This is a genomic window from Geodermatophilus sp. SYSU D01119, assembly GCF_054049975.1.
In genome coordinates, this window is record NZ_JBJGYL010000037.1 from 24337 (window position 1) to 38653 (window position 14317).

The 14317-nt window shown below is 74.6% G+C and carries 11 protein-coding genes; 9 read left to right on the top strand and 2 right to left on the bottom strand.

All coding sequences use genetic code 11. The annotated features are described in order from the left end of the window. Positions 1–30: 30 nt before the first annotated feature. The 4 genes from ACI79X_RS21300 to ACI79X_RS21315 all read left to right on the top strand — a co-directional run bounded on the left by ACI79X_RS21300 (position 31) and on the right by ACI79X_RS21315 (position 2673). Positions 31–732, top strand: a complete 702-nt coding sequence (locus ACI79X_RS21300; RefSeq protein ID WP_457027416.1) for a histidine phosphatase family protein — start codon at positions 31–33, stop codon at positions 730–732. A gap of 40 nt (positions 733–772) precedes the next feature. Beyond that, positions 773–1324: a DUF3090 family protein gene (locus ACI79X_RS21305; protein WP_457027417.1), complete on the top strand. Its 552-nt coding sequence runs from the start codon at positions 773–775 to the stop codon at positions 1322–1324. Positions 1325–1340: 16 nt separating this feature from the next. Further along, a complete protein-coding gene (locus ACI79X_RS21310; protein ID WP_457027418.1) occupies positions 1341–2087 on the top strand; it encodes an SCO1664 family protein in 747 nt (248 codons plus the stop codon). A 199-nt stretch (positions 2088–2286) separates the two neighbouring features. After that, positions 2287–2673 carry a VOC family protein gene (locus ACI79X_RS21315; protein WP_457027419.1) on the top strand — a complete coding sequence of 129 codons (387 nt, stop codon included), beginning with the start codon at positions 2287–2289 and terminating at the stop codon, positions 2671–2673. Here the strand turns inward: ACI79X_RS21315 and ACI79X_RS21320 are convergent. Then, positions 2670–3386 (bottom strand): maleylpyruvate isomerase family mycothiol-dependent enzyme, encoded by a 717-nt coding sequence (locus ACI79X_RS21320; RefSeq protein ID WP_457027420.1) that lies wholly within the window; start codon positions 3384–3386, stop codon positions 2670–2672. The two genes, ACI79X_RS21315 and ACI79X_RS21320, sit on opposite strands and share 4 nt — an antisense overlap. 121 nt (positions 3387–3507) lie before the next feature. On the opposite strand from ACI79X_RS21320, the gene ACI79X_RS21325 reads away from it, so the two are divergent. From ACI79X_RS21325 to ACI79X_RS21340, 4 genes are all read left to right on the top strand, one after another. After that, complete coding sequence (locus ACI79X_RS21325) at positions 3508–5265, top strand: glycerol-3-phosphate dehydrogenase/oxidase (RefSeq protein ID WP_457027421.1); 1758 nt, start codon at positions 3508–3510, stop codon at positions 5263–5265. A gap of 27 nt (positions 5266–5292) precedes the next feature. After that, a complete protein-coding gene (glpK, locus tag ACI79X_RS21330) occupies positions 5293–6807 on the top strand; it encodes a glycerol kinase GlpK (protein WP_457027422.1) in 1515 nt (504 codons plus the stop codon). Between the two features lie 64 nt (positions 6808–6871). Then, positions 6872–8149, top strand: a complete 1278-nt coding sequence (gene mshC / locus ACI79X_RS21335) for a cysteine--1-D-myo-inosityl 2-amino-2-deoxy-alpha-D-glucopyranoside ligase (RefSeq protein ID WP_457027423.1) — start codon at positions 6872–6874, stop codon at positions 8147–8149. Continuing rightward, the gene (locus ACI79X_RS21340; RefSeq protein ID WP_457027424.1) at positions 8149–9210 is read left to right on the top strand and encodes an HD domain-containing protein; all 1062 of its coding nucleotides are present in this window, start codon (positions 8149–8151) and stop codon (positions 9208–9210) included. The genes mshC and ACI79X_RS21340 overlap by 1 nt, the downstream gene beginning before the upstream one ends. A gap of 202 nt (positions 9211–9412) precedes the next feature. Here the strand turns inward: ACI79X_RS21340 and ACI79X_RS21345 are convergent, their stop codons facing one another. After that, positions 9413–10276, bottom strand: a complete 864-nt coding sequence (locus ACI79X_RS21345; RefSeq protein ID WP_457027425.1) for a PAC2 family protein — start codon at positions 10274–10276, stop codon at positions 9413–9415. Positions 10277–10427: 151 nt separating this feature from the next. Here ACI79X_RS21345 and metH point away from each other — a divergent pair, with 151 nt between their 5' ends. Next, positions 10428–14228 carry a methionine synthase gene (gene metH, locus ACI79X_RS21350; protein WP_457027426.1) on the top strand — a complete coding sequence of 1267 codons (3801 nt, stop codon included), beginning with the start codon at positions 10428–10430 and terminating at the stop codon, positions 14226–14228. Positions 14229–14317 lie beyond the last annotated feature (89 nt).

Genomic DNA, 14317 nt, shown 5'->3' on the forward strand with positions numbered 1-14317 from the left:
CGTCCGCGGGCCCCGCCTAGTCTCGGCGCCGTGACCACCGTCATCCTCCTCCGGCACGGCCGGACGACGGCGAACGCCGGCGGCGTCCTGGCCGGCTGGAGCCCCGGCGTCGAGCTGGACGAGACCGGGCAGGCGCAGGCGGCCGCCGTCGGCGAGCGGCTGGCGCCCGTGCCGCTGGCGGCGGTGGTCAGCAGCCCGCTCGAGCGCTGCCGGCAGACCGCCGGCGCCGTCCTGGGCGGCCGCGACGTCGAGCTGCGGACCGACGACCGGCTCGGCGAGGCCCGCTACGGCGACTGGACCGGCCGCCCGCTCAAGGAGCTGGTCAAGGAGCCGCTGTGGAAGGTCGTGCAGCAGCACCCCTCCGCCGCGGTGTTCCCCGGCCCCGAGGGCGAGGGCCTGGCGCAGACGCAGGCGCGCGCGGTGGCCGCCGTCCGCGAGTGGAACGCCCGCCTCGGTCCTGACGCGGTGTGGCTGGCCTGCTCGCACGGCGACGTCATCAAGGCCGTCCTCGCCGACGCGCTCGGCCTGCACCTGGACGCCTTCCAGCGGATCGTCGTCGACCCGGCGTCGATCTCGGTGGTCACCTACACCGAGACCCGGCCCTTCGTGGTGCGGATGAACGACACCGGCGGCGACGTCGCGGCGCTCGTCCCGCCGAGGAAGCGGCCCCGGCGGCGGAAGGGGCGGGATTCCGACGCCGTCGTCGGCGGCGGCGCGGGCGCGTCGTCCTGACGGCGGCGCCGCCGTCCGTACCGCCGCGTAACCTGGCAGCGTGCCGCGCCAGGTCTTCCGTTTCGAGCGTCCGACCCGGTTCGTCGCCGGCACGGTGGGTCAGCCGGGGGATCGCACGTTCTACCTGCAGGCCTCCGACGACGACGGCCGGGTGGTCAGCGTCGCGCTGGAGAAGTCGCAGGTCCAGGTCCTCGCCGAGCGCATGGACGAGCTCCTCGACGAGATCGCCACGCGCCCGGGCACCGTGGTGCCCCCGACCGCCGACGTCGACGACCTCGAGCCGCTGACCGCGCCCGTCGACGAGGAGTTCCGCGTCGCGGCCATGGGCCTGGCGTGGGATGGCGAGGCGCAGGCCGTCGTCGTGGAGGCGGTGGCCGCCACCGACGAGCCGGTCGACGAGGAGGCGATCCTCTCCGACGCCGAGGAGGGCCCCGACGCGCTGCGGGTGACCATCACCCCCGGCGCCGCCCGCTCGTTCGTGGCCCGCGCCCGCCGCGTCGTCGCCGCCGGCCGGCCCTCGTGCCCGCTGTGCTCGCTCCCGCTGGACCCGACCGGGCACGTCTGCCCCCGGCAGAACGGCTACCGCCGCTGACCGCCGGGCCGCTGCGATGAGCGAGCAGCCCGCGGGGGAGCTGCGCGCGCCGGCCACCGACGCCGAGACGCGCGCCCTGCTGCTCGAGGGGGAGATCGACCTCGAGGGCCGGATGCTCGACGCCAGCAACGTCACGCTGGTCGGCACCATCCGCACGCCCGAGCTCGAGGCCGAGTGCGTCTACAAGCCGGTCGCCGGCGAGCGTCCGCTGTGGGACTTCCCCGACGGCACGCTGGCCGGGCGCGAGGTGTCCGCGGCGCTGGTCTCGGAGGCCACCGGCTGGGCGATCGTCCCGCCCACCGTGCTGCGCGAGGGCCCCTTCGGCCCCGGCATGGTGCAGCTGTGGATCGACGGCGACCCCGACGTCGACCTCGCCGCGTTCGTGCGCTCGAACGACCCGGGGCTGCGGCGCATGGCGGTGTTCGACGCGGTGGTGAACAACGCCGACCGCAAGGGCGGGCACATCATCCCGACGGCGTCGGGCCACGTGTACGGCGTCGACCACGGCATCTGCTTCTCGCCCGACCCGAAGCTGCGCACGCTGCTGTGGCGCTGGGCCGGCAAGCCGCTGCCGCTGGAGGCGCTCGCGGTGCTGGAGCGGCTCGCCGACGACCTGCGCGGTGACCTCGGCGAGGCGCTGCACGAGCACCTCACCCGGCGCGAGGTCCGTTGCACGCAGCAGCGGGTGGCCGAGCTGCTGCGCACCCAGCTGCACCCCGAGCCGTCGGGGGACTGGCCGGCCCTCCCCTGGCCGCCCTTCTGAGCTGAGCCCCGCGAGCGGGGTGATGTGCGGAGAGGGCGCGTTCCGGCCGCGGGATGCGCCGCCGGCGCACATCACCGGCGGATCGCTGTACCCCGGGGGCCCGGGAGCGGCGCCGGAACGGGCCACCGGGGTACGAGCGTGTGCGCCGGGGCCGCATTCCGGCTCCCGGAGTGCGGCGTCAGCGCACACACTCGGCGCCATGCCGCACCGCAGCCGCCTCGCCGTCCTGCTGCTCGACCTGCCGCCGGAGGTGCACGCCGCCGGCACCGACTTCTGGTCGGCGGCCACCGGCAACCCCGTCGAGCCGGACATGACCGACCCCGCCTGGCACCGCCTCGGCATGCTCGGCGGCGGCCTGTCCTTCGAGGTGCAGCGCACGGGGGAGGGGACGCCGCCGCGCTGGCACGTCGACGTCGAGACCGACGACATCCCCGCCGAGGTCGCCCGCCTCGAGGCCCTGGGGGCCACGCGGACGGCCGACATGGGCTCGTTCTGGCAGATGACCGACCCGGCCGGGCTGGTCTTCTGCGTCGTCGGGGTGCAGACCGGCGAGGCGTTCCAGCGCTCCGCCCGCACCTGGCCCTAGGACAGGTCGACCGCCGCCAGCATCGCCGCCGCCTGCAGCCCGTCGCCGTCGACGGTGAGCACCTCCAGCGGCACCCGCCGCCAGCAGGCCAGCAGCAGGTCGCCGGCGGTGCCGCGCAGCGTGGCCACCGGCTGCGGGCGGGTGCCGGCGAACAGCGTCCGCTCCACGCCGGCGTCGATCGCGTGCAGCACCACGGGGTGCGCGCCGGGCGGAGGGCCGGAGGGCAGCGCCCCGGGCACCATGACCTCCAGCCACTCGTCGAGGCCGTCGAGGCCGACGTCGGCGGGGATCGGCCGCACGTCGCCGAGCACCTGCTCGACGTCGACGGTGTGCACCACCGCCTCGTGGCACTGCCGCCGGGCGACGAAGGCGACGTCGCGCTGCGGCGCCCACGTCCACACCGGCTCGGCCGGGTCGGCGGCGGCCAGCACGGTCTCCAGTTCGGCGGATTGACCGGCCGACCAGCCCAGCAGCTCGTCGTCGGGACGGCGGGCGGGCTCGGTGTAGCCCTCCGGCGAGGTCGCGCGGGTGCGCACCACCCACGACCAGAAGTGCTGCACCTCGCCGAGGTGCCAGACCAGGTCGGCCAGCGTCCAGCCGGGACAGCCGGGCACCGGTGCGCGCCAGCCGGCGGCGAGGACGGCCTCCGCGGCGGCGTCGGCGAAGCGGGCGTCGGTGCGGCGCAGCGCCGCGAGGTGCGCGGACGGGTCCACGGGCGGCCTCCTCCCGGTCGAGCGCGACGCTAGCGGAACGCGCGGGTCGCGGAGCGTCGTCCCGGCGGGGGAAGCTTGCGGTGTCGCCCGGCCGGTCCCGTCCCCGCAGGAGTGCTCCCCGGTGTCCACCGCCCTCTCGCCCGAGGTCCGCACAGCCGCCCTGGCCCGCATGTCCGCCGACGTGCTCGACGTCCTGGTCATCGGCGGTGGGGTCACCGGCGCCGGCGCCGCCCTCGACGCGGCCAGCCGCGGCCTGTCGGTGGGCCTGGTCGAGCAGCGCGACTGGGCCTCGGGCACCTCCAGCCGCGCCAGCAAGCTCGTCCACGGCGGGCTGCGCTACCTGGAGATGCTCGACTTCGCCCTGGTCCGGGAGGCGCTGCACGAGCGCGGCCTGCTCGTCGGCCGGCTCGCCCCGCACCTGGTGCACCCGGTGCCCTTCCTCTACCCGCTGCGCCACCGGGTGTGGGAGCGGGCCTACACCGGCGCCGGCATCGCCCTCTACGACACCCTCGGCGGGCTGCTCGGCCGCGTCGGCGGGCACGGCGTGCCGCTGCACCGGCACGTGTCGAAGAAGGAGCTGCGCCGCATCGCTCCGTCGCTCAAGGACGACGTCGCCGTCGGCGCCATCCGCTACTGGGACGCCAAGGTCGACGACGCCCGCCTCGTGCACGTGCTGGTGCGCACCGCCGTCGGCCACGGAGCGCTGGCCGCCAGCCGCACGCAGGTCGTCGGCTACCTGGAGGAGGCCGGGCGGGTCGCGGGCGTGCGCGCGGTCGACCTGGAGACCGGCCGCGAGCTGGAGATCCGCGCCCGCCACGTGGTCGGCGCCACCGGCGTGTGGACCGACCAGACGCAGGAGCTGTTCGCCGCCCAGGGCCTCACCGTGCGGGCGTCGAAGGGGGTGCACATCGCCGTCCCGCGCGAGGTCATCGCCGGCGAGGACGGGTTCATCCTGCGCACCGAGAAGAGCGTGCTGTTCATCATCCCGTGGCCCACCCACTGGGTGATCGGCACGACCGACACCCCCTGGGACCTCGCCAAGGACCACCCGGTCGCCTCCGCCGCCGACGTCGACTACCTGCTCGAGCACGCCAACGAGGTGCTCGAGCGGCCGCTCACCCGCGACGACGTCCTCGGCGTCTACACCGGCCTGCGCCCGCTGCTGCAGCCGGTCGGCGAGGACGGCGAGGCTGACGGAGGCGCGACGACGCGGGTGTCGCGCGAGCACACCGTCGCCACCGTGCGTCCCGGCCTGACCGTGATCGCCGGCGGCAAGTACACGACCTACCGCGTCATGGCCCGCGACGTCGTCGACATGGCGCTGGCCGACCGCGCGCCCGGCGAGGCCCCCGACGCGCCGATCCCCGCCTCGCTCACCGAGGAGCTGCCGCTGGCCGGCGCCGACGGCTACCGGGTGCGCTGGAACCGCAAGGGCCACCTCGCCCGGGCGCACGGCTGGACCGAGACCCGCGTGGAGCACCTGCTCGACCGCTACGGCAGCCTGGTCGACGAGCTGCTCGCGCTGGTCGACGACGACCCCGAGCTCGGCCGCCCGCTGGAGGGCGCGCCGGACTACATCCGCGCCGAGGTCGTCTACGCCGTCACCGCCGAGGGCGCCCTGCACCTGGAGGACGTGCTCACCCGCCGCACCCGGCTGTCCTACGAGCAGTCCGACCGGGGGACGGCGTCGGCCCGCCCGGCCGCCGAGCTCATGGCCGGGCTCCTCGGGTGGGACGACGAGCAGCTCGAGCGCGAGGTCGCCACCTACCTCGCCCGCGTGGAGGCCGAGCGGGCCGCCGAGGCGATGCCCGACGACACCTCCGCCGAGCGCGCCCGCCTGCAGGCACCCGAGATCCGGCCCTTCGCGCCGGTCGCCTGAGCCGACCTGCCGACCGAGAGGTTCCCGTTGACCCGGTACGTCGCCGCCATCGACCAGGGCACCACCAGCACCCGCTGCATCCTCTTCGACTCCGCCGGCGCGGTGGTCGCGAGCGCCCAGGAGGAGCACCGGCAGGTCTTCCCGCGGGCCGGCTGGGTGGAGCACGATCCGGTGGAGATCTGGACCAACACCCGCGAGGTGGTCGGGCTGGCGCTGGCCCGGGCGAACGCCGTCGCCGGCGACCTGGCCGCCGTCGGGCTGACCAACCAGCGCGAGACCGCCGTCGTCTGGGACCGGCACACCGGCGAGCCCGTGTACAACGCGATCGTCTGGCAGGACACCCGCACCGACGCGATCTGCCGGCAGCTCGGCGAGCTCGGCGGCGGCGCCGACCGCTACAAGGACCGCACCGGCCTGCCGCTGGCCACCTACTTCGCAGGGCCCAAGGTCACCTGGGTGCTCGACAACGTCGACGGCGCCCGCGAGCGGGCCGAGCGCGGCGACCTGCTCATGGGCACCGTCGACAGCTGGTTGCTGTGGAACCTCACCGGCGGCCCCGACGGCGGGCAGCACCTCACCGACGTCACCAACGCCTCGCGCACCCTGCTCATGGACCTGCACACCCTGCGGTGGGACGAGTCGATCGCCGCCGACCTGCGCATCCCGACGTCGATGCTGCCCGAGATCCGCTCCAACTCCGAGGTCTACGGCGAGGGCCGGAAGGCCGGCGCGCTGGCCGGGGTGCCGGTGGCCGGCTCGCTCGGCGACCAGCAGGCGGCCACCTTCGGCCAGGTCTGCTTCACCCCGGGGACGGCGAAGAACACGTACGGCACCGGCAACTTCCTGCTGCTCAACACGGGCGGGACGGCGGTCCGCTCGGAGAACGGGCTGCTCACCACCGTCTGCTACCGGCTGGGCGAGGAGGAGCCGGTGTACGCGCTGGAGGGGTCGATCGCCGTCACCGGCTCGCTGGTGCAGTGGCTGCGCGACAACCTGCGCATCATCGGCGGCGCCGGCGAGATCGAGGCGGTCGCCCGCTCGGTGGAGGACAACGGCGGCGCCTACTTCGTGCCCGCCTTCTCCGGCCTGTTCGCCCCGCACTGGCGCTCCGACGCCCGCGGCGCGCTGGTCGGGCTCACCCGCTACGTCGACCGCGGCCACCTCGCCCGCGCGGTGCTGGAGTCCACCGCCTACCAGACCCGCGAGGTGGTGGAGGCCATGGACGCCGACAGCGGGGTGCCGCTGCGGGAGCTGCGGGTCGACGGCGGGATGGTGGTCAACGAGCTGCTCATGCAGTTCCAGGCCGACGTGCTGGGCGTCGACGTCGTCCGGCCGCGGATCGCCGAGACCACGGCGCTCGGCGCCGCCTACGCCGCGGGCCTCGCCGTCGGGTTCTGGTCCGGGCTCGACGAGCTCACCGCCCAGTGGGCCGAGGACCGGCGGTGGACGCCGTCGATGCCGGTCGAGCAGCGGGAGCGGTACTACCGCAAGTGGCAGAAGGCGGTCGCGCGGACGCTGGACTGGGTGGACGACGACGACTGAGGCCGTCCCCGGGACGGGGGTCGCCGCCGGGGGTGAGGGCGGGCACGCAACTAGGCTCGGCGTCGTGCTCGCCTGGCCCGCCCCGCTCCTGCCGACCATCCCGGGCCCCGGCCCCGTCCTGCGGCTGTTCGACACCGCCCGCGGGGAGGTCGTGGCCACCGAGCCCGGCCCGGTCGCGCGGATGTACGTCTGCGGCATCACGCCCTACGACGCCACCCACCTCGGGCACGCGGCCACCTACCTGGCCTTCGACCTGGTGAACCGGCTCTGGCGCGACGCCGGGCACGCCGTCCACTACGTGCAGAACGTCACCGACATCGACGACCCGCTGCTGGAGCGCGCCGACCGCGACGGCGAGGACTGGATCGTCCTCGGCATGCGCGAGACCGCGCTGTTCCGCGAGGACATGACGGCGCTGCGGGTGCTCCCGCCCGACGACTACGTCGGCGCGGTGGCGGCCATCCCGCTGATCGTCGCCCACGTGGAGACGCTGCTCGACGAGGGGCTGGCCTACGTCCTCGACGACGGCACCGGCGACGTCTACCACGACGTCGCCCAGGCGCCGGGCTTCGGCGAGGAGTCCCGCTACGACGAGGCCACCATGCTCAGGCTCTCGGCCGAGCGCGGCGGCGACCCCGACCGCCCGGGCAAGCGCAACCGGCTCGACCCGCTCCTGTGGCGCGGCGCCCGCGAGGGCGAGCCCTCCTGGCCGGGGCCGCGCGGCGCCGCCGGCCGCCCGGGCTGGCACATCGAGTGCGCCGCGATCGCGCTGGACACCATCGGCATGGGCTTCGACGTCCAGGGCGGCGGCAGCGACCTGGTCTTCCCGCACCACGAGTACTCCGCCGTGCACGCCGAGGCGCTCACCGCCGCGACCACCGGGGAGAAGCTGCCCTTCGCCCGGGCCTACGTGCACGCGGCGATGATCGGCCTCGACGGCGAGAAGATGAGCAAGAGCCGCGGCAACCTGGTCTTCGTCTCCAAGCTGCGCGGCGAGGGCGTCGACCCGATGGCGATCCGGCTGGCGCTGCTGTCGGGCCACTACCGCACCGACCGCGCCTGGACGCCGGACCTGCTCGCCGCCGCCGAGCGGCGGCTGGCCACCTGGCGCCGCGCCGTCGCCCGCGCCGCCGGTGCCCCCGCCGCGCCGGTGCTCGCCGCGCTGCGCGAGCGGCTGGCCGACGACCTCGACAGCCCCGGCGCCATCGCCGCCGTCGACGCGTGGGCGGCCGCCACGCTCGCCGGGGAGGGGGAGACCGACGACGGCGCCCCCGCGGTGGTGGCCGACGCGGTCGACGCGCTCCTCGGCATCGAGGTCGACCCCGCGCTGCAGGACGGCTGATGGCCGGCGGCGGCTCCCCGGGTGGTCCCGCCGCCGGGGGGTTCAGGTTCACCGACCGCGCCGCGCGCGAGGCGGAGGAGTCCGGGCTCGCGCCGGCGGCCACCCGCTCGGCGGCCACCCGGGGCCGCGCCGTCGCCGAGCCGGAGGACGCGCTGCGCACCGCCTTCGAGCGCGACCGCGACCGGATCCTGCACGCCAAGGCCTTCCGCCGGCTCAAGCACAAGACGCAGGTCTTCCTGAACCCCGACGGCGACCACTTCGTCACCCGGCTGACGCACACGCTGCAGGTCACCCAGGTGGCCCGCGCGATCGCCCGCGCGCTCGGGCTCAACGACACGCTGGCCGAGGCGATCGCGCTCGGCCACGACGTCGGGCACTCGCCGTTCGGGCACATCGGCGAGGACGCGTTCGACCCCTACGTCCCCGGCGGCTGGCACCACGCGGCGCAGGGCGTGCGGATCGTCGAGGTGCTCGAGCACCTCAACCTGACGTGGGAGGTGCGCGACGGCATCCGCGCGCACAGCTGGAAGATCGCCCCGCCGCCGGCCACGCGCGAGGGGGAGTGCGTGCGGTACGCCGACCGGATCGCCTACCTGTCGCACGACGCGCTCGACGCCGTCCGCGCCGGGGTGCTGCAGCCCGGCGACCTGCCCGTCGTCGCCCGCGCCGCGTTCGGCGAGCCCGGCAGCGCGATGGTGGGGGCGATGGTCGACGCCGTCGTCGAGGGGGCGCTGGCCGACGGCGGCTCGGTGGTGATGGCGCCGGGGCCGCTGGCCGCGATGCACGAGCTGCGGGCGTTCATGTTCGAGCGGGTGTACCTGTCGGAGACCGCGGCCGGGCAGAAGCAGCTCGCCGTCGACGTCATCCGCCGGCTGGTCGACCACCACCTGGCCCACCCCGAGCTGATCCCGGCCACCTACCGCGACACCGAGGCCGACCTGGTCACCCAGGTGGTCGACCACGTCTCCGGGATGACCGACCGGTTCGCGCTGCGCACCCACGACCGGCTCTTCGACGACGACGCCGCCGCCCGGATGGCCCCGCTCCTGCCCCCGCAGTAGCCGCCGTCCGCGCGCGGACGGCCGGCACCTCCGCGATCCGCGCGCGAACGGCGATCCAGGTCGCCGGGGTTCCTCGCGCACGACCGGTCCTGCAGCACCGGCACCGGACGAGGAACACCCGCGGTGCCGCCCTACGACCGTTATCCCCAACTCACGAGCCGACCGGCGGCCGCCTCCCGCGGCGGGGAGGCGGGCCGGGCCGTCAGTTGGGGGAGGAGCCCCGGCGGCGCAGGTAGCGCTCGAACTCGCGGGCGATCTGGTCGCCGTTGGCCTGCGAGAGGTCGGTCTCGGTGGCGCGCTCCTCGAGCGAGCGCACGTACTCGACCACCTCGGCGTCCTCCTGGGCCATCTCGTCGACCGTCTTGACCCACTCGTCGGCCTGCTGGGGGAGCGCGCCGAGCGGAACGGTCAGCTCGAGCACCTCCTCGAGCCGCTGCAGCAGCGCGACCGTGGCGCGCGGCGACGGCGGCTGGGAGACGTAGTGGGGGACGGCGGCCCAGAAGCTGATCGCCGGCAGGCCGGCCTGCACGCACGCGTCCTGGAAGACGCCGAGGATGCCGGTGGGCCCCTCGTAGCTGGAGGTCTCCAGGCCGTAGGCGCGCGCCGAGTCCGTGTCGTAGGCCGAGCCGGTCACCGGGGTGGGCCGGGTGTGCGGCGTGTCGGCGAGCAGGGCGCCCAGCGCGACGACGGTCTGCACCTCGAGCTCCTGGCACAGCTCGATCAGCTCGGCGCAGAACCCGCGCCAGCGCATGTTGGGCTCGATGCCGCGGATGAGCACGACGTCGCGGTCGCTGCCCGGCGGGCGGGCCACCGAGACGCGGGTGGTGGGCCACTCCACGCGCCGGCTCACGCCTCCCACCAGGGAGACGGAGGGCCGGTTGACCTGGAAGTCGTAGTAGTCCTCGGGGTCCAGCGCCGCGAGCGGGGTGGCGTCCCAGATCAGCTCGAGGTGCTCGAGCGCGCCCGTGGCGGCGTCCCCGGCGTCGTTCCAGCCCTCGAAGGCGACCACCGCCACCGGCCGGTTCAGCTGGGGCAGGTCGTCGGGGGCGGACTTCGGGTCGGTCACTCTCCGAGCCTACGTCGGTCGCGCTCCCCGTCCGGGTGGATCGGGGATGGGAGGATGACGTCGGCCCGCCGGGACGTCCCGGGAACACCGGCGCGCCGGCGGCTGCTGCTGCAGCACAGGCCCCGCCCGCCCCGCGACCCCGAGGACGCCCGTGACCGAGACCCCGCAGCTCCGCCCCGACGCCACCGCGGAGCTCACCGCCCTGCTCGAGCAGCGGATCCTCGTGCTCGACGGCGCGATGGGGACGGCCATCCAGCGCGACCGGCCCAGCGAGGCGGGCTACCGCGGTGAGCGGTTCGCCGACTGGCCCAGCGACCTGCAGGGCAACAACGACCTGCTGGTGCTCACCCGGCCGGAGATCATCGCCGGGATCCACCGCGAGTACCTCGACGCCGGCGCCGACCTGATCGAGACCAACACCTTCAACGCCAACGCCGTGTCGCTGGCCGACTACGGCATGGCGGAGCTGTCCCGGGAGATCAACGAGACGGCGGCCCGGCTGGCCCGCCGCGAGGCCGACGCCGCCACCGCGCGCACGCCGCACCAGCCGCGCTACGTCGCCGGGGCGATCGGGCCCACCACCCGCACGGCGTCGATCTCGCCCGACGTCAACGACCCCGGCGCCCGCAACGTCAGCTACGACGAGCTCGTCGCGGCCTACCTGGAGCAGGCCGGCGGGCTGGTCGACGGCGGGTGCGACGTGCTGATGATCGAGACGATCTTCGACACCCTGAACGCCAAGGCGGCGATCTTCGCCCTGGAGACGCTGTTCGAGGAGCGCGGCCGCCGCTGGCCGGTGATCGTCTCCGGCACCATCACCGACGCGTCGGGGCGGACGCTGTCCGGTCAGGTCACCGAGGCCTTCTGGAACTCCGTCCGGCACGTCCGGCCGCTGCTCGTGGGCCTCAACTGCGCCCTCGGGGCCAAGGAGATGCGGCCCTACGTCGCCGAGATGGCGCGGGTGGCCGACACGTTCGTGTCCTGCTACCCGAACGCCGGGCTGCCCAACGCCTTCGGCGAGTACGACGAGTCGCCCGAGGAGACCGCGGCGGTGCTCGAGGAGTTCGCCGACAGCGGGTTCGTCAACCTCGTCGGCGGCTGCTGCGGCACCACCCCGGCGCACATCGCCGCGATCGCGGCCGCGGTGGAGGGCAAGCGCCCGCGCACGCCGGTGGAGGTGCGGCCCGCGCTGCGGCTCTCGGGTCTCGAGCCGCTGGTCGTCGACGAGGACTCGCTGTTCGTCAACGTCGGCGAGCGCACCAACATCACCGGCTCCGCGCGTTTCCGCAACCTCATCAGGGCCGGCGACTACCCGGCGGCCCTGGCCGTGGCGCGCCAGCAGGTCGAGGCCGGCGCGCAGGTTATCGACGTCAACATGGACGAGGGGATGATCGACGGCGTCGCGGCGATGGACCGCTTCACCAAGCTGATCGCCTCCGAGCCCGACATCTCCCGTGTGCCCGTCATGGTCGACTCCTCCAAGTGGGAGGTCATCGAGGCGGGCCTCAAGAACATCCAGGGCAAGGCGATCGTCAACTCCATCTCGCTGAAGAACGGCGAGGAGGAGTTCGTCCACCACGCGCGGCTGTGCCGCAAGTACGGCGCCGCGGTCGTCGTCATGGCCTTCGACGAGGCCGGCCAGGGCGACGACTTCGCGCGCCGCACGCAGATCTGCAAGCGCGCCTACGACGTCCTGGTCGAGGAGGTCGGGTTCCCGGCCGAGGACGTCATCTTCGACCCGAACATCTTCGCCGTCGCCACGGGCATCGAGGAGCACGCGAACTACGGGCTGGACTTCATCGAGTCGACCCGTTGGATCAAGCAGAACCTGCCCGGCGCGCTGGTCTCCGGCGGCGTCTCCAACGTGTCGTTCTCCTTCCGGGGCAACAACCCCGTGCGGGAGGCCATCCACTCGGTCTTCCTGTACCACGCGATCGCCGCCGGGCTGGACATGGCGATCGTCAACGCCGGCCAGCTCGAGGTCTACAGCGAGGTCCCCGAGCTGCTGCGGGAGCGCATCGAGGACGTGGTCCTCAACCGCCGACCCGACAGCACCGAGCGGCTGCTGGAGATCGCCGGGGACTACGCCGGCGACGGCGCGGTCAAGGAGGTGGCCACCGAGGAGTGGCGGTCGCTGCCGGTGGCCGAGCGGATCACCCACGCGCTGGTGAAGGGCATCGACGCGTTCGTCGAGGACGACACCGAGGAGCTGCGGCTCGAGATCGCCGCGCGCGGCGGCCGCCCCATCGAGGTCATCGAGGGCCCGCTCATGGACGGCATGAACGTCGTCGGCGACCTGTTCGGCGCCGGCAAGATGTTCCTGCCGCAGGTGGTCAAGTCCGCCCGCGTCATGAAGAAGGCCGTCGCCCACCTGATCCCGCACATCGAGGCCGAGAAGCAGCCCGGTGACGCCGAGCGGTCCAACGGCAAGGTCGTCATGGCGACGGCGAAGGGCGACGTCCACGACATCGGCAAGAACATCGTCGGCGTCGTCCTGCAGTGCAACAACTACGACGTCGTCGACCTCGGCGTCATGGTGCCGCCGCAGCGGATCCTGGACGCCGCCAAGGAGGAGGGGGCCGACATCATCGGCCTCTCCGGGCTGATCACGCCGTCGCTGGACGAGATGGTCACCCTGGCCTCGGAGATGGAGCGGCAGGGCTTCGAGGTCCCGCTGCTCATCGGCGGTGCGACGACGTCCCGGGCGCACACCGCCGTCAAGATCGCGCAGCGGTACCACGGGCCGGTCATCTGGGTGAAGGACGCCTCGCGCTCGGTGCCCGTCGTCGCGGCGCTGCTGTCCGACGAGCAGCGGCCGGCGCTGCTGGCCGAGACCGACGCGGAGTACGCGGCGCTGCGCGAGCGGCACGCCGCCCGGCAGGACACCCGGGCGCTGCTGCCGATCGAGGCCGCGCGCGCCGCGGCCACGCCGATCGACTGGAGCGGCTACTCCCCGCCGCGCCCGCGCATGCTGCTGCAGCAGGCGATGGACGTCTGCGCCGGGCCGGCGTGCGACCACGCCCGGCACGTGGCCGGCCAGTTCGTCCGCGCGCTCCCCGACTACCCGCTGGAGGAGCTGCGCGGTTACATCGACTGGCAGCCGTTCTTCAACGCCTGGGAGATGCGCGGCCGGTTCCCCGACATCCTGCACAACCCGACCACGGGCGAGGCCGCGCGCCGGCTGTACGAGGACGCGCAGGCGATGCTCGACCGGATCGTCGGGGAGCGGTGGCTGACCGCCAACGGGGTCTTCGGCCTGTTCCCGGCCAACCAGGTCGACGGTGACGACCTCGAGGTCTACACCGACGAGTCCCGGCGCGAGGTCCTGACGACCCTGCACCAGCTGCGTCAGCAGTCCGAGGGGCGGGACGGCTCGCCGCGCAAGTCGCTGGCCGACTTCGTCGCGCCCCGGTCGACCGGCCTGCGCGACTACGTCGGTGCCTTCGCGGTCACCGCCGGCATCGGCTCCGCGGAGCGGGTCACGGCGTTCAAGAAGGCCAACGACGACTACAGCGCGATCATGCTGGAGGCGCTCGCCGACCGGCTCGCCGAGGCCTTCGCCGAGCGGCTGCACGAGCGGGTGCGCCGGGAGTTCTGGGGCTACGCGGCCGACGAGCACCTCGACGCCGAGTCCCTGATCGCCGAGCGGTACCGCGGCATCCGCCCGGCGCCGGGCTACCCGGCGTGCCCGGAGCACACCGAGAAGCTGACCATCTGGTCGCTGCTCGACGTCGAGTCCGCCGCCGGGATCCAGCTCACCGAGAGCATGGCCATGTGGCCGGGTGCGGCCGTGAGCGGGCTGTACTTCTCCCACCCCGAGTCGCGCTACTTCAACCTCGGGCGCGTCGGCCGCGACCAGGTGGAGGACTACGCCCGCCGCAAGGGCTGGACTCTGCGCGAGGCCGAGCGCTGGCTGGCCCCGAACCTGGGCTACCGCACCGACGACGAGTGAGCGTGCCGGGGGGGGGGGGGGGGGGGGGGGGGGGGGGGGGGGGGGGGGGGGGGGGGGGGGGGGGGGGGGGGGGGGGGGGGGGGGGGGGG

What these genes read in the sequence shown, in the direction of transcription:
- ACI79X_RS21315 (WP_457027419.1), top strand. Translation starts at nt 2,287, where the DNA reads ATGCCGCACCGCAGCCGCCTCGCCGTCCTGCTGCTCGACCTGCCGCCG.
- ACI79X_RS21310 (WP_457027418.1), top strand. Translation starts at nt 1,341, where the DNA reads ATGAGCGAGCAGCCCGCGGGGGAGCTGCGCGCGCCGGCCACCGACGCC.
- ACI79X_RS21340 (WP_457027424.1), top strand. Translation starts at nt 8,149, where the DNA reads ATGGCCGGCGGCGGCTCCCCGGGTGGTCCCGCCGCCGGGGGGTTCAGG.